Annotated in this window: 19 protein-coding genes; 10 read left to right on the top strand and 9 right to left on the bottom strand. The window is 63.5% G+C overall.

Annotated elements, in window-relative coordinates; translation table 11 throughout:
- The first annotated feature begins 40 nt into the window (after positions 1 to 40).
- Together M8523_RS08805 and M8523_RS08800 are read left to right on the top strand one after the other, a co-directional pair.
- Positions 41 to 340 (top strand): HlyU family transcriptional regulator, encoded by a 300-nt coding sequence (locus M8523_RS08805; RefSeq protein WP_282584463.1) that lies wholly within the window; start codon positions 41 to 43, stop codon positions 338 to 340.
- Between the two features lie 208 nt (positions 341 to 548).
- Entirely contained in the window at positions 549 to 1,775 is a 1,227-nt protein-coding gene (locus M8523_RS08800) for an MFS transporter (protein ID WP_282584462.1), read from the top strand.
- An 18-nt stretch (positions 1,776 to 1,793) separates the two neighbouring features.
- Here the strand turns inward: M8523_RS08800 and M8523_RS08795 are convergent, their stop codons facing one another.
- A complete protein-coding gene (locus tag M8523_RS08795) occupies positions 1,794 to 2,687 on the bottom strand; it encodes a sugar phosphate isomerase/epimerase family protein (RefSeq protein WP_282584461.1) in 894 nt (297 codons plus the stop codon).
- Between the two features lie 163 nt (positions 2,688 to 2,850).
- Between M8523_RS08795 and M8523_RS08790 the strand changes: the two genes are divergently transcribed.
- A complete protein-coding gene (locus M8523_RS08790) occupies positions 2,851 to 3,873 on the top strand; it encodes a LacI family DNA-binding transcriptional regulator (RefSeq protein WP_282584460.1) in 1,023 nt (340 codons plus the stop codon).
- Between the two features lie 300 nt (positions 3,874 to 4,173).
- Positions 4,174 to 5,823, top strand: coding sequence for a long-chain-fatty-acid--CoA ligase (locus M8523_RS08785; RefSeq protein WP_282584459.1), 1,650 nt, complete (start codon positions 4,174 to 4,176; stop codon positions 5,821 to 5,823).
- Between the two features lie 61 nt (positions 5,824 to 5,884).
- Here M8523_RS08785 and M8523_RS08780 read toward each other — a convergent pair whose 3' ends face one another.
- Both M8523_RS08780 and M8523_RS08775 read right to left on the bottom strand, forming a co-directional pair.
- Complete coding sequence (locus M8523_RS08780) at positions 5,885 to 7,513, bottom strand: inorganic phosphate transporter (RefSeq protein WP_428350174.1); 1,629 nt, start codon at positions 7,511 to 7,513, stop codon at positions 5,885 to 5,887.
- A 108-nt stretch (positions 7,514 to 7,621) separates the two neighbouring features.
- Positions 7,622 to 8,977 carry a glycerophosphodiester phosphodiesterase family protein gene (locus M8523_RS08775; protein ID WP_282584457.1) on the bottom strand — a complete coding sequence of 452 codons (1,356 nt, stop codon included), beginning with the start codon at positions 8,975 to 8,977 and terminating at the stop codon, positions 7,622 to 7,624.
- A gap of 236 nt (positions 8,978 to 9,213) precedes the next feature.
- Here M8523_RS08775 and M8523_RS08770 point away from each other — a divergent pair, with 236 nt between their 5' ends.
- Complete coding sequence (locus M8523_RS08770; protein ID WP_282584456.1) at positions 9,214 to 10,941, top strand: HAD hydrolase family protein; 1,728 nt, start codon at positions 9,214 to 9,216, stop codon at positions 10,939 to 10,941.
- A 220-nt stretch (positions 10,942 to 11,161) separates the two neighbouring features.
- On the opposite strand, the gene M8523_RS08765 is transcribed toward M8523_RS08770, so the two are convergent.
- The 6 genes from M8523_RS08765 to M8523_RS08740 all read right to left on the bottom strand — a co-directional run bounded on the left by M8523_RS08765 (position 11,162) and on the right by M8523_RS08740 (position 17,867).
- The gene (locus tag M8523_RS08765) at positions 11,162 to 11,947 is read right to left on the bottom strand and encodes a hypothetical protein (RefSeq protein ID WP_282584455.1); all 786 of its coding nucleotides are present in this window, start codon (positions 11,945 to 11,947) and stop codon (positions 11,162 to 11,164) included.
- A gap of 121 nt (positions 11,948 to 12,068) precedes the next feature.
- Positions 12,069 to 13,481 (bottom strand): acetoin dehydrogenase dihydrolipoyllysine-residue acetyltransferase subunit, encoded by a 1,413-nt coding sequence (locus M8523_RS08760; protein WP_282584454.1) that lies wholly within the window; start codon positions 13,479 to 13,481, stop codon positions 12,069 to 12,071.
- Positions 13,481 to 14,479, bottom strand: coding sequence for an alpha-ketoacid dehydrogenase subunit beta (locus tag M8523_RS08755; RefSeq protein WP_282584453.1), 999 nt, complete (start codon positions 14,477 to 14,479; stop codon positions 13,481 to 13,483). The genes M8523_RS08760 and M8523_RS08755 overlap by 1 nt, the downstream gene beginning before the upstream one ends.
- A gap of 193 nt (positions 14,480 to 14,672) precedes the next feature.
- Entirely contained in the window at positions 14,673 to 15,719 is a 1,047-nt protein-coding gene (locus M8523_RS08750) for a thiamine pyrophosphate-dependent dehydrogenase E1 component subunit alpha (protein WP_282584560.1), read from the bottom strand.
- 81 nt (positions 15,720 to 15,800) lie between these two features.
- Entirely contained in the window at positions 15,801 to 17,150 is a 1,350-nt protein-coding gene (locus tag M8523_RS08745) for an NAD(P)H-dependent oxidoreductase (RefSeq protein ID WP_282584452.1), read from the bottom strand.
- Positions 17,151 to 17,219: 69 nt separating this feature from the next.
- Positions 17,220 to 17,867 (bottom strand): hypothetical protein, encoded by a 648-nt coding sequence (locus tag M8523_RS08740; RefSeq protein WP_282584451.1) that lies wholly within the window; start codon positions 17,865 to 17,867, stop codon positions 17,220 to 17,222.
- Between the two features lie 194 nt (positions 17,868 to 18,061).
- Here M8523_RS08740 and M8523_RS08735 point away from each other — a divergent pair, with 194 nt between their 5' ends.
- The 5 genes from M8523_RS08735 to ptsP all read left to right on the top strand — a co-directional run bounded on the left by M8523_RS08735 (position 18,062) and on the right by ptsP (position 22,752).
- A complete protein-coding gene (locus tag M8523_RS08735; protein ID WP_282584450.1) occupies positions 18,062 to 18,472 on the top strand; it encodes a transcriptional regulator GutM in 411 nt (136 codons plus the stop codon).
- Between the two features lie 25 nt (positions 18,473 to 18,497).
- Positions 18,498 to 19,307, top strand: a complete 810-nt coding sequence (gene srlA / locus M8523_RS08730; RefSeq protein ID WP_282584449.1) for a PTS glucitol/sorbitol transporter subunit IIC — start codon at positions 18,498 to 18,500, stop codon at positions 19,305 to 19,307.
- 20 nt (positions 19,308 to 19,327) lie between these two features.
- Positions 19,328 to 20,335 (top strand): PTS glucitol/sorbitol transporter subunit IIB, encoded by a 1,008-nt coding sequence (gene srlE, locus M8523_RS08725; protein ID WP_282584448.1) that lies wholly within the window; start codon positions 19,328 to 19,330, stop codon positions 20,333 to 20,335.
- Between the two features lie 4 nt (positions 20,336 to 20,339).
- Entirely contained in the window at positions 20,340 to 20,720 is a 381-nt protein-coding gene (locus M8523_RS08720; protein WP_282584447.1) for a PTS glucitol/sorbitol transporter subunit IIA, read from the top strand.
- A gap of 64 nt (positions 20,721 to 20,784) precedes the next feature.
- Entirely contained in the window at positions 20,785 to 22,752 is a 1,968-nt protein-coding gene (gene ptsP / locus M8523_RS08715) for a phosphoenolpyruvate--protein phosphotransferase (protein ID WP_282584446.1), read from the top strand.
- The last annotated feature ends 153 nt before the right edge of the window (positions 22,753 to 22,905 follow it).

The raw sequence follows: 22,905 nt of genomic DNA, 5'->3' as shown, positions 1-22,905 counted from the left end.
AGGCTCCTTTTTCGTCTCAAAGAAACGCCAGGGAGGTGGCATGTCGTTTCTGAAGAAGCTGTTCGGCGGCGGCGCCGAGTCCCCGGGCAAGGCCGCCGAGCCGGTCGTGACGGGAGAAGTCGACTACAAGGGCTTCACCATCCGGGCCGTCCCGTTCAAGGAAAACGGCCAGTACCAAACTGCGGGCACGATCGAGAAGGAGATCGGAGGCAGCGTGAAGACGCATCGCTTTGTGCGTGCCGACCGCAGCCCTTCGGTCGATGAAGTGACCACGCTCGCTCTGAGCAAAGGGCAGCTCATGGTGGATCAGATGGGCGAGAGCCTATTTTCCGGCGGCTGACCGAGGCCGACGGCAAAGGATGGCGCTAACATCTTTCATGTTGCGCGTCTCGACGGATGCGCTACGGGGTGGAGACGGGTCTTAGCTTCGCGACGCGTTCTGTCGCATCTTCGTGACTCGCCAGTTTGTCCTGCCAGCCGGCGCGGTCGCGTCATGCGGCGCCACGCGGTTCGGAGACACTCCACCGTGAAAATCGGGAGTTGTTCCGATGTTCAAGCCGCTGCTGCGGCTGGGGGCCTCACCGGGGTTTCGCCCCTTGTTCCTCACGGCCGTGTTGATCGGTTGTCGCGACGCGATGGTGGAACCCTATATCGTTCTGTTCGCAGTTGAGAAGGTTCATCTGGCACCGCTCGCCCTCGGGGTTTTCCTGACGGTCCGCTCACTTGGCGCCGTCAGCTTCAGCATGCTGTTCGGCCTTTGGTTTGACCGTATGCCCAGCGTTCTTCCCCTCGTATTGGCTCTGCTGGCTGGGGTCGTGGGTTACACGCTGCTCGCAACGACGAACGACTTTGCCCTGCTGCTCTTGATTGCCGGGGGGCCGCTCGCCGCTACCGGCGCGGCGTTCCCACAGGTGTTTTCCCTTGCGAAAGGGCACCTCGACCGGTTCGATATGAGCTTGGCCGAGAGCGGCATCGCGGTCATGCGGTCGAGCTTTTCGGCCGCCTGGGCCATCGGGCCGCTCCTCGGCGCCGTGATCGTGGAAGCTTACGATTTCGCGGGCGTCTTCCTGGCGAGCGCCATCTGCGGATCGCTTGCCTGCGGCGCATTGGCCTGGAGCGGTGTGCGGGCCTCAGGCCGAACGCACCACGGACCGGATATCAATGTCGTCGGCCTGAAGCGTATGATCGGACTTACGGCCGGCAGTTTCGTCCTGTTCTTCACCGCGCTCGTGATGGGCGCCGTGGCGCTGCCGATCGTCATCACGCGCGATCTGCACGGCATGAAGACCGTGATCGGCATCAGTGCCGGTCTCTGCGCCTTGCTGGAGGTGCCGGTGATGATGGGGGTCGCCTTGGTCCCCGCGCGACTTGGCGGCTACAGCGGCTTGATGATCGGTTTCGTCGCGATGCTTCTCTATTTCGTCGTGCTTACCGTTGCGCCCGGCATCGGCACAGTGGTCGCCTCGCAAGCCTTCAGGGCGATCGGCATCGGTTTGGTGGCGTCGGTCGGCATCACCTACATGCAAGGCTTGATGCCGAGGCGAATCGGCGCGGCCGCGGCCCTGTTCACCATCACGAGTCAGGTCGGCGCCCTTCTGGCCGGCTTGGCGGTGGGGCCCTGGGCCGAGACCTTCGGGTATCGCTCGATCTTTCCGCTTTGCATCGTGCTGGCCGGTCTCGGCGCGCTTCTCCTGATGCTCAGCACCCGGCGCCGCGACAACCTTTTGGCGGTCGCGGAGGCCGAACGGATCGAACTCGGCCGATCCCGGCTTTAGACGCCGGCCCTCGACCCCTTATGGCAGCCGGCTGCGCTCGGCCTGTTTTGATGCCTCCTGGGCGGCCTTGAGTTGCGCCTTCGTGTACATCAAGGCGTGGCTCGCGAGATCGTGGCTGTCTTCCCACAGGTTGCGCCAGATGCCCAAAATGCCTTCGAGCGGCTGGCCGACCACGCGGGACGAGAAGGATTCGAAGGTGATCGGCCCCTGGTAGTTCGCTTTGACGAGCGCCCGGAAAACGCCGGCCAGATCGATCGATCCCGAGCCCAGATAGCCGCGATGCGAATCGCCCGTATGGAAATACCCGAGGTGGTCGCCCGTCTCGATAATGGCCTGCCCGATATCGGATTCCTCGATATTCATGTGGTAGACGTCGAGATGGGCCTTCACGTGCGATGAGCCGATCCGCTTGCACATCTCGACGGCCTGGCTCGCGGTGTTGAGCACATTCGATTCGTAGCGGTTCACGACTTCGAGCCCGACCACGATATTGCTCTTCGCGGCCGCCTCGCCCACGCGCTGCAGAACCTCCACCGAGCGCTTCACGCCTTCCGCCGTGGTGGGCACCGTATATTTCTGGAACGCCGATTCGAGAATGCCACAGATATGCGTAGCGCCGAGATCGCGCGCGAGGCCGAGCGCTTTCAGGAGCCGGGCTTCGCCGCGCTTCTCCTTCTCACGATCGTTCGAGGAAATATCGGTCTCGGCATCAAGCCCGAACGAAAACGTGATGCCGATCCCGGCCTTTTCGAGTTGCTTCTGCGTGAACCCCACGTCCATGGCGTCGAGATCGAGGGTGGAGGCCTCGATCAGGTCAAAGCCGACCTCTGCGGTCTTGGCGATCGCATGGGCGCAATCGTCGTGCGTCCAGCCAGCCGTCCACACGAAGGCGTGCACTCCCAACTTGTTCATTGTTCTCACTCCAAAATTCATGCTGCAAGTGCGAAACGGCCCTCCCGCAACGCCATAGCAACAAGCGCGCAATACACGCGGGCCTCATGATTGACACAGAATATCTGGAAGTCTAGCCTTCGTAAAACGATTTATAGGGAGGTTCGGCATTGGCCGAATAGGGATGTTGGACCGAACAAGCCCAGTCTCGATCAAGATCGTCGCCGAGCGCGCGGGCGTTTCAACCGCGACGGTCTCGAACGTGCTGAACGGCAAGACGTCCGTGTCACCGGTCTTCGCTGAACGCGTGCGCAGGGCGGTCGACGATCTCGGCTATGTGACGGACAGCAGCGCATCCCGCTTACGGTCGGGCAGGCATTCGCTGGCCGGGGTCGTGGTGCCAAACCTCACCAACCCCATGTTCAGCGCCTTCGTGTCGACCCTGGAGTGCGTCGCGCGACAGGATGGCTTCGATCTCCTGGTGGTGAGTTGCGACAACGAGGCAGAGCAGGAAGCCGAACGACTGCGCTCGATCCGCTCCTGGCGACCCGCAGGGCTCATCGTAATCCCCTGCGACGGTGCGCTCTCGGCCAGGTTGCCGAAAGGCGGCCATCCCCGGATCGTGGTGGCGGATCGTATTCCCGACGACGCGGGTTTCGATCTCGTCGCAGTTGAGAATGCGCTGGCGGCCGGGGCCATGGCATCCCATCTCGCCGCGCAGGGTTATCGCACGTGCCTCGTGGCCGGCAGCACGCTTGAGATCAGCAACGTCCGCGAACGCTGGGACGGGGTGGCAGCGGTCGCACCCGAGTCGGTCCACATGGTCGAGTGCGGCCTCGATCCCGCGGGCATCCACCGGCGCCTTCGCGACAGGCTGCGTCAGGGACCACGCCCCGATGCGCTGTTCACCCTGGACCATGTGACGACGCTGATCGCCTATCAGTTGCTGGCGGAATTGGAGATCTCGATCCCCGACGACATGGGGTTCGCCAGCTTCGACGACACGGAGTGGATGCGCTTGGTCACGCCGCCGGTCACGGCGGTGCGACAGCCCGTCGAAGACATGGCGCATGCGGCCTGGGCGCAGTTGATGCGGCGCATGGCGGGCGGCGATGGGGCGCCTGAGCACCTGCGCCTGTCCTGCGCGATCGAGATCCGCGGCTCGACGCTGCGACCAAAGAGGGAGCCGAAAAACGCGGCGGCTTGAAACAATGAGAGGATGTGCGCCAGCGTGGGTACAAGCCTGTGTACGGCTCCAGCCTGTGCCGGATAGTACCCACCCTCATTCTTTCCGATCCACATTGGTCTGACCACTCTTAATAGCATCGACCGCCGCCATGAGTGCATAGAAGCGAAGGCACAACGCGCGGTGCACTGTGGGCGATCCACCTTGCGATCTTCGAGTGCGGACGGCCAGACGTCTCGGAAACCTCCCCATTTGCGCCGAGATCGATCGCGCGTAGGCTTCGCCCGGTCGGGACCGAAGAATCCCGCAGGGAGGATTGATGTGTTCGGGCTGATCCAGGACTGGCCGTTGCGTCTCCACCGCATCCTCGACTATGCGGCAGAGCAATTTCCCGAGCAGGACGTCGTCTCGCGGCACGCTGACGGGCAGACAAGCCGCACGTCCTATGCCGCACTAAGGTGTCGCGCACTGCAGGTGACGCAACGGCTGCGGCAGGATGGGATCGCCTCCGGCGACCGGGTCGCCACCCTGGCCTGGAACAGCGCCCGCCACATGGAGGTGTGGTTCGGGGCGACGGGGCTGGGGGCGGTCTACCACACCGTCAATCCGCGACTGTTCCCTGAGCAGATCCTCTGGATCATCAACCACGCGCGGGACAGGATCGTGTTCGTCGAGTCGATGTTCCTGCCGATCATCGCGCGGCTCATCGATCGTCTGCCGTGTTTGGAGCGGGTAATCGTCATTGGGGACGAAACAACGGGAGCAGCGCTCCCCCGGCTCATCGGCTATGAGGAGTGGCTTGCCGAGGCGGACGCAGCCGCGGAATGGACGGAGGGGGATGAACGGGACGCTGCCGGGCTCTGCTACACGTCGGGCACGACGGGGGAACCAAAGGGCGTCCTCTACTCGCATCGCTCGACCATCCTGCACGCGATGGCGGTGAGCAGTATGAACGGCATGACCATCGGGGCGCACAGCACCGTGATGCCGATCGTCCCCATGTTCCATGTCAACGCCTGGGGCTTGCCCTTCGCGGCGCCCATGATGGGAGCACGCTTGGTCATGCCGGGGGCCCGGCTCGATGGCGCTTCGGTTTATGAGCTCATGGAACAGGAGGGCGTCACGCTCGCGGCCGGCGTGCCGACGGTGTGGATGGGGCTCATCGACCACCTGCGCCGAAACGGCCTGCGCCTGTCGACCCTACGACGTCTCGTAGTCGGAGGATCCGCCTGCCCGCGCTCGCTCATCGAGGTCTTCGAGAATGAATTCGGCGTCGAGGTCTGCCATGCCTGGGGCATGACCGAGATGAGCCCGCTCGGTTCGGTCGGATCCTCAAAACCCGTGCTGGACAGCCTCGGACCCGGCAGCCGCCTGGGGCACAAGGAAAAGCAGGGCTACGCTCCGTTCGGGGTCGAGATGAAGATCGTCGACGACGATGGACGCCGGCTACCGTGGGATGGGACGACCTTCGGCCGTTTGGCTGTACGTGGCTGGGCCGTCGTCAGCGGCTATTTCGAGGATGATACGGCCGTTCTCGACCCCGAAGGTTATTTCGATACCGGCGATGTCGCGACGATCGATCCCCATGGCTACATGCAGGTCGTCGATCGCACCAAGGATCTGATCAAGTCGGGCGGCGAGTGGATCTCGAGCATCGCCATCGAGAACCTCGCGGTGGGCCATCCGGACATCGCGGAAGCCGCCGTCATCGGATTACCCCATCCAAAATGGCACGAGCGTCCCCTGCTGGTCGTCGTGGGCCGGGATGGAACGGCGCCTGACAAGGACGCGGTGCTGAGCTTTTTGTCGGGAAAGATTGCTCATTGGTGGATGCCCGACGACGTCCAGTTCGTCGAGGAATTGCCGCATACGGCGACAGGCAAGGTCAGCAAGAAGGCGCTAAGGGCGATGTTCAACCATTATGCCTTCCCGACCGGGGGACCGCCGGGCCGGGAAGGCGAGGAGCGGTGACTGATACTTGGCCGAGGGGGTGAAAACGTCCGGATCCCGGACGCTTTCACAGTCGGTCGCTTTACAGGAGGTGGCTGAAGATCACGTAGAGCGTGCCGGACAAGAGGATGGCGCAAGGCAGGGTCAGCACCCAGGCAAGAGCCACGTTGCGGATTGTCTCGACCTGGACCCCAGAGCCGTTCGCCGCCATCGTGCCCGCGACGCCCGATGAGAGCACGTGGGTGGTCGAGACCGGCAGGCCGAAATTATCCGCCGCCGCGATCGTGGCCATGGCCACGAGTTCGGCTGCGGCCCCCTGGCCGTAGGTCAGATGGGTCTTGCCGATCTTCTCACCGACAGTGACCACGATGCGCTTCCAGCCGATCATCGTACCGAGCCCGAGCGCCAGGGCGACGACGATCTTGACCCAGGTCGGAATGAACTTGGTCGAGTGATCGAGACCGCTCTTGTAGCTCGCGAGTGTCTTGGACTCGTCCGGCGACAATTGGTTGTCCTGCACCTTGGGCAGCTTCCGGATGGCTTCGGACACCAGATACATGTCGTTGCGGGTGTTGCGCACCTGCTCGGGTGGGATCTTGCTGAGCGTGCCGTAGCCCTTGACCTGATCTGACACGTCCCGGATCAGCACCGCGAGCGACGGATAGACACCGTCTTCGAGCTTGTTGTCGCGGATGAAGGCCGTGACGGCGGGACGCGGATCGCCCGTGATATTATAGCCGAGCGCCTTGGCGTCGATGATCTTCGAAGCGTCCTGCGACAGCTGCTCGAAACGGGGCACCTCGCTGTCCGGCACAGCGCGGTTCAGCGCATAGGCGGTCGGGACCGTGCCGATCAGGATCAGCATGATCAAGCCCATGCCTTTTTGGCCGTCGTTCGATCCATGCGCGAAGGACACGCCCGTGCAGGTGAAGATCAGCAATCCGCGGATCCACAATGGCGGGGCTTCCGACGACTTCGGGGCCGTGTAGAGCTCCTTGTTGCGGACGACCAGCTTCATCACGAGGAGAAGAGCGCCCGACGCGAAGAAGCCCACGAGCGGAGAGATGAGGAGGGCCTTGCCGATATTGATGGCCTGGTCCCAATCGACACCGGCCGTGCCGCTGCGGCCGTGCAGCATGGCATTGGCGACGCCGACGCCGATGATCGAGCCGATCAGAGTGTGTGAGGAGGAAGCCGGCAGGCCCAGATACCAAGTGCCGAGGTTCCAGATAATGGCGGCGATCAGCAGGGCGAACACCATGGCGAAGCCGGCGTCGGACCCGACCTGGAGGATCAGTTCCACCGGCAGGAGCGACACGACGCCGAAGGCGACGGCCCCGGTCGAGGTGAGCACGCCCAGGAAGTTGAAGAAGCCCGACCAGATCACGGCATAATTGGGCATCAGCGAATGGGTATAGATCACGGTCGCGACCGCATTGGCGGTGTCGTGGAACCCGTTCACGAACTCGAACGCGAGGGCGATGATCAACGCCACGCCGAGAAGAATATAGACGAGCGGCGAGTGGCTCGCAGCCCCGGCCTCGCTCACATCAGACCAGACACTGTAAGCGGCGAAGAGGAGGCCAAGCCCCACAAAACCCAGGACCGCGAAGGCAGTGCCCGGGCTTGTAGGGTAGTCAACTTTCGGACGATCTGGCGCAGAACCAGAGAGGGGAGCGGCGGAAACGCTGGACATCGGCAACCTCACAATCGGGTCAAGCTGTACGCACTTAATGTGACAGTTTTTTAAGGATTCATTTACCTATGCAGAGCGCGCGGGCTCCGCAGCAGGCCGACGTGGTCCTGGGGGCAGGCCCCTTCAATGGGCGATCTCGCTCAAAAAGCGGCTGCGCGCCGCAACGCCTGCATTCGAGAAATCCGTGAACACGCCGTCGAGGCCGAGGCGGAAGAAGGTCAGATATTCCCGCTGCGGGTCGCCCGCGTAGCTCGCCGCCAGGTACTTCTTCTCGTTGCGGAACGTGAAGGCATGGACGAACAGGCCTGCCCTGTGGGCTTCCGCGATCAGGCTCGTCGGCGGCTGGATCTGCGCCTGCGCGGTCGATCCGGTGAAGGCTGTGCCGTCGGCAGTCTTGTCCGTCCAGGCCTCGATTTTCAGCGGGATGATCTGCGGCTTCCAGGGACCGATGCCGTCCGCATAGGTCTTGATCTCCGCGAGACCCGCAGGTGTCAGCATCGCGTCGAACCAGCGGGGGTCACCCGAGACCGTCCAATCAAAGGGGCGGCTGTCGGTAATCTCATTGTAGATCACCGAGCCGGTCTTCAAGTCGACGTCATACCCATCGATCAGCTGGACGATCTTCGTCTTGAGGCCATGCGCCACCATATATTTCAGGCTGCCCGGCTCGAAGCTCTGCACGAAGATCGGCGCCGCCTTGGTGTTGAGGCCGTTGTCCGTGATGATCTTGATCATCGCGTCTTCGAGCGGATGGCTACCGGGCTCGCCACATCCATTCGCGATGGCCTGCGCATCGTTCCAAGTCGGATTCTTGCTTTCCGGATAGACCGCGATGGTGCGGCCCGTCTGGTGGCTTTTGGCCTTCGCGATATCGATGATCTCCTGGAAGCTCAGGATGGGGAACTTGCCATTGTAGATCGTCGGCCGTTCGGCCCGAGCGTCATAGGTCGTGCCGCCGAACCATTGCTTGAGTTCCGCCAGCGTGAAGTCGGTGATCGACCAGTCACCCGTATGGTCTTCGCCATCGACCACGAGGCTCTTCAGAGCCGATTTCGGATCCTTCGGATCGGTGAGGTCCGTCAGGTATTCGGAGGGGCCGCTGGTCGCCGTCTGAGGCCAAGACACCTTGACCTTCACGCCAGGGACGGTGCGTTTGCGGGCCGCAACGGACGGGTTGGTCGCCGCAACCTCGGCGACATTCGTGTTGTCGCTGAGCCAGGGATTGTGCCGGGCCACCAGCACGCAATCTTTGGTGAGGTGCAGGTCTTCTTCCAGCGCATCCGTGCCGAGATCGGCTGCGAGTTCATAGGAGGGCTGGGTTTCTTCCGGCATCAGGCCAGGCAGGCCGCGATGGCCGATGATCAAGGGAGGCTTGCCGTCGAGGGTGGGGATCGCGTCGGACGCCTGGACCGCAGCCGAGCCGAGCAAGCTCGTCGCCGTAGCCAGGATCGCGATCCACATCGTGTTGTTGCTGCCCATCAATTCCTCCGTCTCACGTCCAGCAGACGCTTAGTGCGGCGGAGTGACGCTGAGATGACCCGGCATCGACGGCCGACAGGCGCGTCGCCTCCGGCACGAGTGGCAGGAGCCCTTCTCGGAACCCCGGCCAAGGCGCCGACGTATGGTTATCAATATGTCTTGCGCATCTCCTACCCTGCGGGCGGGAACACCGGCTCCTTTTTGCGCCGGCATCGCGCAGTAAGCGGATCGCAGGCATGCAATATTTCCGGGCACTCGCCACCGACTATGACGGCACGATCGCGCATGACGGCGTCGTCGACGAGGCGACCATCATGGCGCTCGACCGCCTGAAGCGGGCCGGGCGTCGCCTCATCATGGTGACGGGACGCGAATTGCCCGACCTGCAACGTGTCTGCCCCCGCCTCGATCTGTTCGACCGTGTCGTGGTCGAAAACGGCGCCCTGCTCTACAACCCCGCCACCAAGGAGGAACGTCCCCTCGGACCGCCGCCGCCGCCGGCATTCGTGGACCGCCTCCAGAGCCTCGGCCTGCAGCCGCTGTCGATCGGCCAGGTGATCGTGGCGACGTGGGAGCCGAACGAAACCGCCGTTCTCGAGGCGATCCGCGATCTCGGGCTCGATCTGCAGATCATCTTCAACAAGGGCGCCGTCATGGTGCTCCCGAACGGTATCAACAAGGCGTCGGGACTTGGGGCGGCCTTGGAAGATATGGGTCTCAGCGCCCACAATGTGGTGGCAACCGGCGACGCGGAGAACGACCTCGCCTTCATGCGGACCTGCGGCTGCGCGGTCGCGGTCGGCAACGCCCTGCCGGCCGTGAAGGAGGCAGCCGATATGGTGACAGACGCCCCTCGTGGAGCCGGTGTGGCCGAACTGATCGACCGCTGGATCGATCGCGAGGGCGAACTTCTCGACGCGGCGATCTATCGCCATTCGGTGTTGATCGGGGCCACCCTTGGCCTTGGCCAGGAGGTCAGCTTGAGGCCCGATCGCGGCAGCGTGCTGATCACCGGCACCTCGGGTGGAGGCAAGTCGACGCTCGCGACGGCCCTGTTGGAACGACTCGCGGAAGCCGATTTCCAGCTCTGCCTGTTCGATCCCGAGGGTGACTACGATAATTTCGCGCCGACAGTCACGTTCGGCGACGCCAACACGCCGGTGGCTCCCGAAGCGGTGCTCGACGCCGTGCGGAAGCTCGGCACCAATGTCACGGCCAATCTTCTCGGCTCGAGCGTGGAGGATCGGCCCGAAGTCCTAGCCAACCTGCTACCCGCCGTTCTCGACATCCGGGCTCGCTATGGCCGGCCCCACTGGATCTTGATCGACGAAGCCCATCACATGCTGCCGCGCGGGCAAGACGCCGGGGCCGGGATCAACCTCGACGCCCAGGTCCCGACCATCTTCATCACCGTGCACCCGGACACGCTCGCCGCGGCGGCGCTTCGGAGCGTCGGAACCGTGCTGATCATTGGGCGGAACAGCCTCGGCCTGATCGAATCCCTCAGTCAAGAGTTTGGCCGCCCCTGCCCGGTTCTCCCGGAACGAGGACCGGAGGTGGGCGAGGCCGTGTTCTGGGCTTGCCGCACCAATGAGCCACCTGTGCTGATCCGAACCGAAAAGCCCAAAGGGGCGGTCAAGCGGCATACGCGCAAATATGCCCAGGGCACCTTGGGCCCCGACCGGAGCTTCTACTTCAAAGGCCCCGAGGATCGCCTCGACATCCGGGCGCATAACCTGTCGATGTTCCTCGACATTGGCGATGGCGTCGATGCCGAGACCTACCTGTTCCACTTGCGGAATGGGGATGTCGACACCTGGCTTCGCACGTCGATCAAGGACGAGGAGTTGGCCGACGAGATCGCGAATATCGCCGCCAACGAGAGCATCGACGTCGCTGAATCCCGCAAAATGGTGCGGGCCGCGGTAGAGCAGCGTTATACAGCCCCGGCAACGCCGGACTGAGCGATCTCCGACACACGTGATAGGACAGAGATGGCATCGCTGGAATGCCTCCGGCCTGCCTGCGCCGCGGTCCACGGTGGCGACCCACAAAAGGCCGTCCGGGGGCAGGTAAGGCCGCGCTTTACCCCCTTGCACCCGATGCCGAGAAACTCACCACATCAAGGCGATCCGCTCAACAGAGCGATCACCTTTCCTCTTAAATCGATATGTGGCGTCACAACTAAGGCAGGAAGGGAAGAACGGCCTCGAATTGCTTCGCCAAATCAATGATCGGGGATTTACCCGAAAGAGCACGCTTGAACCGGTCGAAACGCGCACTGACGACGGAGCCGACGCTGTCCTGAAGGCTCTCAATGTCATCCCGTAAGGCCGGGTTCTGGGTAACGAGGGCCGTCACCAGACCGATCGCGACACCACAGTAGATGTTCGGCGACAGCATGAAGCTTTGATTGCCCATATCGGAACCACCGAATTCCAGCTTGCGGATCGGACGCGCATCGACAAGCGCGCAGGCGAGACCGGCGCAGAGCTGCACCAAATCCGTCGCCCTGCCCTGTCCCGACCCACGTGTCCTCGACGCGGCGGCATCCGAATGGCGAGCCTGGAATTTGGCCTGCGCGTCATCCAAGGCATGCTCGGAAATCAAGACGTTACGAACGCCCTGCACTTCGGTCAGATCCTTGTAGGCCTCGTACAGATACGCGGAAAAGCTACCGTCGCCGTCAAGGTAGGCGCCGATGTGAAGCGGGAACCGCAGCTCCAACTTGCCGCGTGGCTTCATCACCTCCGTGGCCAGGGACTCGACCTGTGTAAAAATGCCGTCGACCACCCGCAAGGCGGGCGTGCTGACGACGGAGCCGATGGCAATCAGCGGACCGAGATCAATGTTGCCCACCGCCTTCGGCAAGCCCGAACCAGGCGCATCGGCCTCGGCCCGAATCGTATACCGCACGTTGCGGACCTGATCCTTGATCGAGTGCAAGAGGTTGTTGGCCGAACGCCGCATAGGACACCTAAGTTTCAGGCCGACTTCAACAGACCGGAAAGCCGGTCAGGACTGGAACTGATATTGCCACCGGACTGTGGCAATGCAAGCACCACCGGAGTCACGGTCTAGCGAGGTTAGGTTACCGTTGTGGGTCAATCACTTGGTTCAGGATGGTGGTTACGACCTCGGACGCTTCGAAGTGTGGCATATGGCCGATGTTGGGCAGCAGATGGAGGGCCACGAGCGGCGGCAGGCCGGCAGCGTGCCGAGCCGGGATGATCCTGTCGTCCGTTCCGAAGATCACCCGGACCGGCATCCGGAGCCGCGCCAGATCCGCCCGGATCGAGAAGCACTGCGTGCCGTCCGGGAAAACAGCCGCGGCCACTCTCCGCTGAGCCTCGACGCCAGCGGATCGCTGGCGAGCCTTGAGGGTCGCACGAACCAGGGCCGGCGTGATCGTTTGAGGGTCGACCACCAGTTCCAGCATCCAGGGCCGCAATGACGTCTCCGAGGTTGCCCCCAGATAGCCCTGGAGAAACCCGCCATTGATCTCCGGTCCCAAGCCGGCCGGCGACAGCAGAAGAAGAGACCGGACGTCGAGCATCCCGCGCTCGGCCATCGAGGCCGCGACGGCTCCGCCGAGAGAGTGCCCGACCACATCGATCGCACCCTTAAGCCCGGCCTCCAAGAGCGCGGATTCGGCTGCATCGACGAGATCGTCGAACCCCGCGACGGCATTGCCGGCCGCGCCGCCATGTCCGGGAAGATCAAGGCCGAAGACCGGACCGGTGAAGCTCTGGCCGGTCAAGAACGGGCGCCAGCCGTTGGCCTCCGAGCCAAAGCCGTGAATCAGGACCAGCGGTGTCCCATCTCCTTCCCGCAATCGCACGAGGGTGGCGGAACCCGGTGAGAGCGGCGCGGCCGATGCGGCAACGGGCGTGGTTTCGGGGTTTGTGGAATCCCCGGCAGCAAAGAGGCTTTTCGTCGCTGGGGGTGACGCCTCCGGGATGGACCTTGCAGGACGAGGTTCCAGCAGAACCGGCTTCGAGGCCGCTGCGACGTCAGATGCTTGAATACGTCCCCGAGGACCCGAGCCGCGCAGGTCGGCCAATGCGATCCCGTGCTCACGCGCAAGGCGCCGTGCCAGCGGGGTCGCGCGTTCCCGTCCGATCACCCTGGCCAATCCACCGGAGGACACTTTGGGGGTTCCGGGCGACTCAGCAACGGCCTGCTCGGCGCCCTCGTCCTGTTGACGGCCGCGCGGCGGAGCCGGCGCGGGTTCGGCCGCAGCCGGCTTCTCTGCGGCAGCTTCGCCTGCCGCATCGATCCAGGCCACCACGCTGCCCACCGGGATATCCCTGGCGGACGCGTCGACGAGATCCCGGATCGTCCCGTCGGCTTCGGCCTCGATCTCCATCGTGGCCTTGTCGGTTTCGATCTCGAAGAGAGGCTGTCCCTTGGTTACCGTGGCACCGGGGGGCACCAGCCATTTTGAAATCTTGCCCGTGGCCATGTCCATGTCCACGCGGGGCAGAATGACCTCGCTTGGCATCAGAGCCTCCCGGCGAGCAGGGAACGCGCCGCCGCCAGGATCGTGTCGACCTGTGGAACGGCTGTCTTTTCGAGATCGGGATTATACGGGATCGGGCATTCCGCCCCGCCGAGCCTCAGGATCGGCGCGTCGAGGTAGTCGAAGGCCTCGCTCTCGGCGATCGCGGCCGAGATTTCCGCGCCGATGCCGAGCGTCTTCACGCCCTCGTAGACGCAGATCAGCTTGCCGGTCTTCTTGACGCTTTCGATGATGGTACCAGTGTCCATCGGCCGCAGCGAGCGCAGGTCGATCACCTCCGCCTCGATACCGTCCTTGGCGAGTTCGATGGCAGCTTCGAGCGCTCGATGCACCATGATGGCGGTGGCCACGATCGTCACGTGGCTGCCCTGACGTCGGATCTCGGCCTTGCCGATCGGCACCGTATAGCTGCCCTCCGGCACCGGCCCCTTCATCTTGTAGAGGAGCTTGTGTTCGAAGATCATCACCGGGTCGGGATCGGCGATCGCGGCAAGCAGCAGGCCTTTCACGTCATACGGCGTCGAGGGCTGCACGACCTTCAGGCCGGGGACATGCGCGAGCCAGGCTTCCAGGCTCTGGCTGTGCTGGGCGGCCGCGCCGGTGCCGCTACCGGCCGGAAAGCGCATGACGAGCGGCACGCTCACTTCGCCACCGAGCATGTAACGGATCTTGGCGGCCTGGTTGACGATCTGCTCCATCGCGAGAGTCGCGAAATCAGAGAACTGAAATTCGAAGATCGGCTTCAATCCGGTGAGCGCCGCGCCGACCGCGACACCGGCGCCGCCGAGTTCCGAGATCGGCGTGTCCATCACCCGGTCTTCGCCGAAGCGATGCACCAGGTCGCCCGTGACCTGGAAGGCGCCGCCATAAACCCCGATGTCTTCGCCCATCAAGATCACGTTTTCATCGGCCTCCATGGCGATCGCCATGGCTTCTTGAATGGCCTGCGCATAGCTCAGTTCTCGGACGGCGGCGTCCATGAGGCGGTGCTCCGGATGACATTCCCGTCTCCCTGATGGAGAGGGGCTAGGGTGGGCGTCGGAAAGCCAAAAGGAACTCTGCGCCGGGATGGCCCGGTACCAGGCACCCCCCACCCCCTACATGATGGCAGGATAGAAGCTGCAGTCCGGCTTTCATCATCGATCTTGAATGCGGTCGGCTGAGCCGCCCGCTTCAATTCGAGTAAACAAACCGCGTGAGATCCTTGAGCGGCGGGGCTGGGCTTTCGGCCGCAAAATTGATTGCCGCCTCGATCTCTCGTTCAGCCTCGGCCCGCACCGCCTCGCTCTCGTCGCGGGTGAGGAGGCCCAGATCGAGCAGTTCCTTTTCGAAGGCGACGATCGGGTCACGCCCACGCCATTCCTCGATCTCTTCCTTGGTGCGATAGCGGTTGCGGTCGGAGCGTGAATGGCCGCGGATCCGGTAGGTCTTGGATTCGATCAGCGTCGGCCCTTCGCCACGCCGGGCCCGGTCGACCGCATCGAAAGAGGCCTGGGCCACGGCCGCGAAATCGTTGCCGTCGACGATGACGCCCGGCATCGCATAGGCGACCGCGCGATCCGCCACATTGGCGACCGCCGTAGAACGCTCCGTCGAGGTCGACATGCCGTAGCGGTTGTTCTCGCAGACGAACACCACGGGCAGTTTCCAGACCGAGGCCATGTTCAAGGCCTCATGAAATGCGCCTTCATTGTTGGCGCCGTCGCCGAAAAACGAGACGACGACCTGGGTCGTCTTCCGGCGCTTGGCCGACAGCGCCGCCCCGACAGCGATTGGAATACCGCCGCCCACGATGCCATTGGCGCCGAGATTGCCCTTGGCCACATCGGCGATGTGCATGGAGCCGCCCCGGCCATGGCAATAGCCGGTCTCTTTGCCGAAGAACTCGGCGAACATGCGCCCGACATCAGCGCCCTTGGCGATGCAATGGCCGTGGCCGCGGTGGGTGGAGGTGATGTAATCGGCGTCGCTGAGTGGCATGCAGGTGCCGACGGCGCTCGCCTCCTGGCCGATCGACAGATGCATGGTTCCGTGGATCAGGCCCCGCATATAGGCCTTTTCGGCGCCCTCCTCGAAGAGCCGGATCAGATGCATCTTCTTCAGCGCGTCCCTGAGCGCATCCCGACCAAGGCGCTGGTAGATGGCGGGCAGGTTCGATCCCCCATCAGCCTGCACCGGAACGGGCGTTGGCTGCGCTCGACCGCCATCCGTGACTTGCATGGTCATGCCGTCGTTTCCTTCGGGTTGGCGCCCGACTGTTGCCGCCGTCGGCCCGCTGAGATTGTGTCGCGGAGGCGCCGTTCAGGCGCGCAGCCGCTCCTGTAGCTGGGGATTGCTGCCCATGAACCGGGCGTCCGATTGATCGAGCCGCTTGCGGATCTGCGTCACCACGAGCGAGTCGTCAGGAACGCAATTGTCGTAGGTCAGCTTCTCACCGGCCTTGATGGGCTTCATCACCTTGGCCTTTTCGGCGATGCCGAGCGGGATCGCGCCCTCCGTGCGGGCGTCGGCCCAAGTCATGGCGAAACCCCGGTAGTCGTGCAGGCCGATCGCTTCGAGCGTCTGGCCGGGTTGAAGGTCGCGCTTGGCGACCGTCACGCATTCGGCCACCGGATGATCCAGTGGCACCATATCGGCCTTCCCGTGCATCACGGCCCGCGCCGCTGACAGCGGCACTTCGAGACTCGTGAGATGGTAGGGGCGCAGCAGCGAGAAACACGGCCCTGGACCGACCTTCAGGTCGATCATCCGCTCGGTCACGCGATCGTGACGCGGCTTGACAATGCAGAACACGCCGGGAGCCACTCCCTTACCAATGGAGTAGTCGACGACCCCAGTCTTGTTCAAGATGCCGCCGTCTTCCTTCGTGCAGAGAACCTGTGCCAATTGCTCGCGGGTGGCGGCAGGGCCGTGCATGCCGGGGACATCGGGCACAAGGCCGGTCGCGTTGGCGATGGCCACCATCTCGATCATGGTCTTCGAGCCGTCGACGAATTCGACGAGCATTCGGGCGCTCATGTTGCGGGCCCGGGCCTCGGCCTCGTAGTCCTCCGGCATGGCGTCGAATTTGAGTGGATTGTTCTTGCCCTTGCCGGCCGCCACGATGTCGAACCCGCAGCTTTGCGCGAAGGAAATCAGTTCGAGCGCGCAGGCCGGCTCATCGCCCGCCGCACCCGTAAATACCACACCCGCCTTGTCGGCCTCTTCCTTGAGGAAACGGCCGATCGTGATGTCGGCCTCGACGTTCAGCATCACGACATGCTTACCGTTCCGCATGGCTTCCAGCGCCACGAGCGTCCCGACATTCGGATTTCCCGTCGCATCGATGACGACATCGATCCGCCCCGAGGCACAAAGGGCCTTGTAGTCGTCGGTGACAGCCACGCGGCCGGTCTCGATCGCCAGATCGATATCGCTGGCCGATTTCGCATCGACGATATCGCCCCGCTCGCGACCCGACATGAGGATCGCGTCGATGGCATTCTGCAGCCGGATTTCAGATATGGCGCCGATGCGGATGCCCGGCATCATGCTGACCTGAACGATGATATCGGTTCCCATCTGGCCCGCACCGGCGAGACCGATGGTGATCGGGCCCTGCCGCTCAGCGCGCGCCGCGAGTTCGGCGGCCAACCCGATGAAATTCTGCATCAGACCTATCCGGTTCCGTTAGCTTGCCCCATGAGCTATCGAACAATTGTACAGTCGTCAATACAAACTTCAGACTGCGACTTCAGTCGTCACGCTGTCCGGAACAACCTTGGCCTGTAGAGCGCGTTTAATCGCCGTCCGGCTGGCGACCGAGTCGGGCATGTACCAATTCGGTTCGGTGCCGGTGAAAAGGTCGAGAAAGGCGATCGCGCGCGAAGGATCTTCGCCGACATTTTCTCGATAGGACCACCACGTCCGCAAATCGTTGGCCAAAGCCGGGATCGTCAGCGGCATGCCTTCCTGCTCCAACACGGCCGCCAGGATACTCAAGCAATAATTGGTCGATATGAAGCCTTCGGGCCAATCGTGAACGATCGCCCAATTCGGCGTCTGCTGCAATGTGGGCATTCCGGTCGCGGTGCTCGCCTCGACCTCGACGGGGTGGAGTTGCAACAACTCGCGCAGAAGAAGTCCGCCCGTGAAGGTCACGAAGTCGCGACGGTCGAGCCGCGCATAGTCCTTATCGGCAGAAAACCGTTCAGCCCAATTGAGGAAGGCCTCGGTCAAACGCGTTTCGTCGACCCGGACCGCAAGCCCATAGTGTTGACCGACCAACCGGGCATGTTGCCGAAACGACGTCTTGAACCAACGCAACTGTCGGACGCGGTGCCGCAGATCCGGCACTTCCATCACGTGGCGCGTGATTTCGAGATCCATGCATCCTCACCTTTGGCGCACCGCAATATGCTTATTTGGCACGCCCTGTTTGGTGGAAAAACCCGCTCCTGTCGCTCACGATTTCGCGACCGGAACATATTGACACCGCATATTTCAAATGTTCTCTATTGAGGATAGCTTCCAGGGCAGAACCTGGCAGACCGGCGGCAAGACCGGTAATAGGAGGAACGTCGATGCCATTATGGCAGATTGCACTGATGGGGCTTGTGGTGGCCTGGGGTCTGCAGGCGCTCGGCACCTATGTTCAGATGCGGCACTTCAGTGCGACGATGGGCGACGTCTCCCGCCTCTGGCCCGATGGTTTTGTCGGGGCCGGCAATGCGCGCTCGACCTTTGGGGCCGGGGTCATACTGCTGCTGGTGGTCAGCCCGGATCGGACCGTGCGTCGCGCGCTGATCATGCGGGGACGCACCGTCTTCGCCCGATTTGCGCGGTTGTCGACCATCGAAGGCAAGACCTTGGACGACCTGCCCGAAGAGCCGGCCTTCCGGGACAAAGCGACCGGCGGGGCGCTGATCAAGGCCGCCGAGCAAATCGAAAGAGCCGCGCTGAAACTTCAGCAACGCGTGGAAGCGGCGGCCTGACGCAACATCGAGGGGAGGACTGACCATGCTTGTCGACACAGCGGCACACGCCATAGAACTCATGGCACACGGCACGACGCTCGCGGCCTTACACGACGCCGGGTGGCACGCGATCGACATCGCTCTCGGCCAGACCGATGCCGCGAGACCCGGGGTTGCGGCCGAATTGCACAGGAACGCCATCGTGCTCGCACAGGCCGCGGCGCCTGACGCGCCGGCGTCGGCCGCCGATGCGCTCACCAAATATCAGAACGAGGTGAAGAATCTGAAGCCGACGGCCGACCAGCTCGGATGGCTCGGCAATATCGGCTCGCATTTCATCGGCATGTTCCAGAAGGGCGGCGAGGTCTTCGTGGGCTTCGTCACCGGCATCATTCCGACGCTCGTGGTGCTCATGACGGCGTTTTACGCGCTCACAGGCTTGATCGGCGAAGAGCGTGTGCACGGCTTTGCGCAATCGATGGGGAAGGTCGCCCTGACCCGTTATACAGTTCTCCCGGTCCTGTCGGTGTTTTTCCTCACCAACCCGATGGCCTATACGTTCGGAACCTTCCTCGAGGAAAAGCACAAACCCGCCTTCTACGATTCGGCGGTCTCGTTCGTGCATCCGATCTTGGGCCTCTTCCCGCATGCGAATGCCGGTGAATACTTCGTCTGGGGCGGTGTGCTCGTGGCCCTGCTCGACCTCGAGAAGCGAGGCGTCGTGCCGGAGGGCTATCACGTCAAATTGGCCATCTGGTACTTCATCGTCGGCCTGATCGTCATTCTTCTCAAGGGCATCGTAACCGAACGCATCACAGCCTTCATGGCGCGCCGCCAGGGCGTAGAACTCTAAAAAATTCAAGGGGAAGCGTCATGGCACTCACCGAGGCCAAGTATAAGGCCGTCAAGATCAACCAGGGCCCCAACGGCTGGGGCGGCCCGCTTGTGATCGAGCCCACCAGTCAGCGTGACAAGATCGTCGCCGTGACGGGCGGCGGGATTCCGCCGCTGGCGAAGCTCATTGCCGAAATGACCGGCGGTATCGCGGTCGACGGCTTTCGACAACCTCCACCCGAATCGGAAATGGCCTGCGTCGTCGTGGATTGCGGCGGCACGGCCCGGTGTGGCGTTTATCCGCGCAAGCGGATCCCGACCATCAACCTCACGCCCGTCGGACAGTCGGGGCCGCTGGCGCAATTCATCACCGAAGACATCTATGTGTCCGGCGTGAAGGATAGAAACGTCGAATTCGCGGATGGATCGGCTGCGCCGACGGCGGCCGGAGTCGCCGCGGCAGCCCCGAACGTGACGGCGAAGCCGACCGTTGCGCCGGAGACCGGGGGTGGTGGGTTCATCAACCTGATCGCCAGTATCGGCCGTGTCATGGGGCGCGTCGTCGGCATTTTCTTCAATGCCGGCCGACGGACGATCGATCAGGTTGTCCGGAACGTGCTGCCCTTCATGGCCTTCGTGACCATGTTGATCGGCATCATCCTCTACACCGGCATCGGCGATATCATCGCCAAGCCGATGGGCCCGCTGGCCAACAACATCGTCGGCCTGCTTGTTATCTCGGCCGTCTGTGGTTTGCCGTTTCTGTCGCCTATCCTCGGCCCGGGCGCCGTCATCGCGCAGGTGATCGGCGTCGCCATCATCGGCCCGCAAATCCAGAACGGGACGATCTCGCCCGCGATGAGCCTTCCGGCGCTCTTCGCCTACAACACGCAGGTGGGCTGCGACTTCATTCCAGTGGGTCTGGCGCTCGGTGAGGCCAAGCCCAAGACGATCGAGATCGGTGTGCCGGCGGTTCTACTCAGCAGGCAAGTGATGGGACCCCTCTCCGTGGTAATCGCCTGGATCTTCTCTCTGCTGGTGATGTGACCCGATGACGACTTTCTACAGGACGAAGATCACGGAGGTCGGCCCCGATGTGGCCGATCTCATCGACGGCGGCGTGCTCATCCTGTTCGCCGCAGGTGCGCCGCCGGAACTGGCCGAAGTCTCGGTCCTGCATGAAGTGATCGATGGCTCGACCCCCCAAGCGCCCCCCGTGGGCGCCAAGATCAGGATCGGGGAGGTGGAAGCCACGCTGACGGCCATCGGTTCGCTCGCCTGGGCCAAGATCGCCGACATGGGGCATGTGGTCGTCAATTTCGATGGTGCCACGACCAGCAACCGGCCCGGCGAGCTGAACGCCTCTGTCCTGACGACCGAGCTTTTGGCCAGCTCGCTCAAGCCAGGCGCGATCATCGCCATCACGGCCTGATCTCGAACGCGACGGGCACGCGATCGAGCGAGTGCCGCGTTCCATCCTGAATAGAAAGACGACGATGATCGAACGCCATGTCACGGTCCGGGTGAAGGAGGGCTTGCACGCGCGGCCCGCCACCCAATTCGTCAAACTGGCCAAGACCTTCGTGTCCGATGTCCAGATTCGGCGTGGGGACAAGGGCGCCAATGCCAAAAGCTCCGTCAAGCTGATGCTGCTTGGTCTCAAGGAAGGCGAGGACGTCTCGCTGACAGCCGAGGGTGACGACGCGCCGGCCGCCCTCGACGCTCTCGCGACGTTCATCGAAACCCCGGAGGCCGGTCTCGACCTCGGCGGCACAGTTCCGCTCGCGACGGCGGACGAACGTTCGTCGAGTTTCACACCTCGGAGAGAGGTCCTTTCAGGACCGGGTGGAGTTCCCGCGAGCGAAGGCGCGGCCATCGGTCCCGCCTTTGGATTTTTCCCGGAAGTGCTGCAAGCACCTAACCGAGTCGTGGCGACCGAGTCCATCGAGGCAGAAATCGAGATGATGCGCCGGGCGCTCGATGCGACGACGGCAAGCCTCATCGGCAGCAAGCTCAAAGACGGCGTCACCCCGCAAGACGCACAGATCATCGAGGCCTTGATCGAGGTTGCGCGCGACGCCGAAATGATCGGCGCGGTGGAGAGCGTGATCCGCACCGGCAAGGATGCGGTGACGGCGACGCTGCAAGCCGGCCAGGACCTCGCCGCCACGTTCGAGAGGGTCGACAACGATTACATCCGAGCGCGAGCCGAAGACGTGCGGGGAGTCACTCGCGCTCTCGCTTTGGAATTGCTCGGCAAAGCCGATGCCAATCTGGGGGCGGTGCCTGAAGGGGCGATCCTGGTGGCGGAGGAGATCTCGGCCTGGGATTTCGCCAAGGCGCCGTTGCAGGCCATCGCGGGCATTCTTTGCACCAAAGGGGCCGCGACATCGCATGTCGCCATCATGGCGCGCACCCATGGTATTCCCGCCGTGCTCGGGTCGAGAGCCGACCTCGCGGCTCTGAGAGCCGCGCAGGTCGTGGCGCTCGACGGGAAAACAGGGGAGGTCTGGCTCGACCCGAACGACACGGTCGCGACGGAGATCCGCGAGCGGGTGGCGCGAGAAGCGCGCGAACGCGACGCGCTCGACAGCTACCGGCAGATCATTCCGGTGACCCGAAGCGGCCAGGCCATCGAGGTCGCGGCCAACCTGGGCTCGCTGAAGGAGATCGGGCCGGCCCTGAAAGCCGGTGCCATGGGCGTGGGCCTCTTCCGCACCGAACTCCTGTTCATGGAACGCAAGGTACTGCCCTCGGAAGACGAGCAGGCGGAAATCTATGCGGAACTGGCGCGCGCCTTCGCGCCCTACCCCGTGATCGTGCGGACGCTGGACATCGGCGGCGACAAGCCTGTGGCCGGGATCGAGTTTCCGCACGAGGAGAACCCATTCCTGGGCTGGCGCGGCGTACGAATGTGCCTCGACCGACCCGACGTATTCAAGCCGCAGCTCAAGGCTCTGCTGCGCGCCGCCACCCACGGCAACATCAAGATCATGGTGCCGATGGTGACCAATGCCGATGAGGTCTTGCGCGTCAAAGCCCTGCTGGCCGAGTGCCGGGCGGAACTCGATGCAGCCGGCATTCCGGTCGGCAACCCGGATCTCGGCATCATGATGGAAACGCCGGCCGCGGCGCTTTTGGCGGCCGACCTCGCCAAACATGCGGCCTTCTTCTCGATCGGCACCAATGACCTCACCCAATATGTGATGGCGGCCGACCGGCTCAACCCGCGCGTCGCCGATCTCAACCGCGCCGATCATCCGGCCGTCCTGCGCGCGATCGAGCTGATCTGCGACGCGGCGCGCCAGCAAGGCATCTGGGTCGGCATCTGCGGCGAGGCCGCCGCCCGCCCGGACCTGATCCCGATCTTCCTTCGACTTGGAGTCAAGGAACTCTCGATGAGCCCGGCTTCGATCCCGCGCGCCAAGAAGACCGTGACCGAGATCGAGCTTCCGGGTCTTTAGGGTTCAACGTGGCGTCCCGCGTTCTCGCTTCGTCGTTTTCCCCGGGATGAAGACCGTCGCGGCGACGGTCGAGCACCGCACCCGGTCCGATGGACCAGATCGCCAACCGCGCCGGCCTGAACGCAGGCCGCTTTTCGGAGGAGGCGCTTTCCT

The sequence above is a fragment of the Lichenifustis flavocetrariae genome (genome assembly GCF_026130545.1).
Classification (GTDB): Bacteria; Pseudomonadota; Alphaproteobacteria; order Rhizobiales; family Beijerinckiaceae; genus Lichenihabitans; species Lichenihabitans flavocetrariae.
The sequence above is the reverse complement of the archived record's forward strand: the minus strand, read 5'-3'. Positions and strand labels throughout refer to the sequence as shown.

Bases quoted from the DNA above. Each gene is read 5' to 3' on its own strand.
- M8523_RS08755 (WP_282584453.1), bottom strand. From the start codon at position 14,479: ATGGACGCCGCCGTCCGAGAACTGAGCTATGCGCAGGCCATTCAAGAA.
- M8523_RS08800 (WP_282584462.1), top strand. From the start codon at position 549: ATGTTCAAGCCGCTGCTGCGGCTGGGGGCCTCACCGGGGTTTCGCCCC.
- M8523_RS08740 (WP_282584451.1), bottom strand. From the start codon at position 17,867: ATGGATCTCGAAATCACGCGCCACGTGATGGAAGTGCCGGATCTGCGG.
- M8523_RS08720 (WP_282584447.1), top strand. From the start codon at position 20,340: ATGACGACTTTCTACAGGACGAAGATCACGGAGGTCGGCCCCGATGTG.
- M8523_RS08805 (WP_282584463.1), top strand. From the start codon at position 41: ATGTCGTTTCTGAAGAAGCTGTTCGGCGGCGGCGCCGAGTCCCCGGGC.
- M8523_RS08770 (WP_282584456.1), top strand. From the start codon at position 9,214: ATGCAATATTTCCGGGCACTCGCCACCGACTATGACGGCACGATCGCG.
- M8523_RS08790 (WP_282584460.1), top strand. From the start codon at position 2,851: ATGTTGGACCGAACAAGCCCAGTCTCGATCAAGATCGTCGCCGAGCGC.
- ptsP (WP_282584446.1), top strand. From the start codon at position 20,785: ATGATCGAACGCCATGTCACGGTCCGGGTGAAGGAGGGCTTGCACGCG.
- M8523_RS08735 (WP_282584450.1), top strand. From the start codon at position 18,062: ATGCCATTATGGCAGATTGCACTGATGGGGCTTGTGGTGGCCTGGGGT.
- srlA (WP_282584449.1), top strand. From the start codon at position 18,498: ATGCTTGTCGACACAGCGGCACACGCCATAGAACTCATGGCACACGGC.
- srlE (WP_282584448.1), top strand. From the start codon at position 19,328: ATGGCACTCACCGAGGCCAAGTATAAGGCCGTCAAGATCAACCAGGGC.
- M8523_RS08795 (WP_282584461.1), bottom strand. From the start codon at position 2,687: ATGAACAAGTTGGGAGTGCACGCCTTCGTGTGGACGGCTGGCTGGACG.
- M8523_RS08765 (WP_282584455.1), bottom strand. From the start codon at position 11,947: ATGCGGCGTTCGGCCAACAACCTCTTGCACTCGATCAAGGATCAGGTC.
- M8523_RS08750 (WP_282584560.1), bottom strand. From the start codon at position 15,719: ATGCAAGTCACGGATGGCGGTCGAGCGCAGCCAACGCCCGTTCCGGTG.
- M8523_RS08760 (WP_282584454.1), bottom strand. From the start codon at position 13,481: ATGCCAAGCGAGGTCATTCTGCCCCGCGTGGACATGGACATGGCCACG.
- M8523_RS08745 (WP_282584452.1), bottom strand. From the start codon at position 17,150: ATGCAGAATTTCATCGGGTTGGCCGCCGAACTCGCGGCGCGCGCTGAG.
- M8523_RS08775 (WP_282584457.1), bottom strand. From the start codon at position 8,977: ATGGGCAGCAACAACACGATGTGGATCGCGATCCTGGCTACGGCGACG.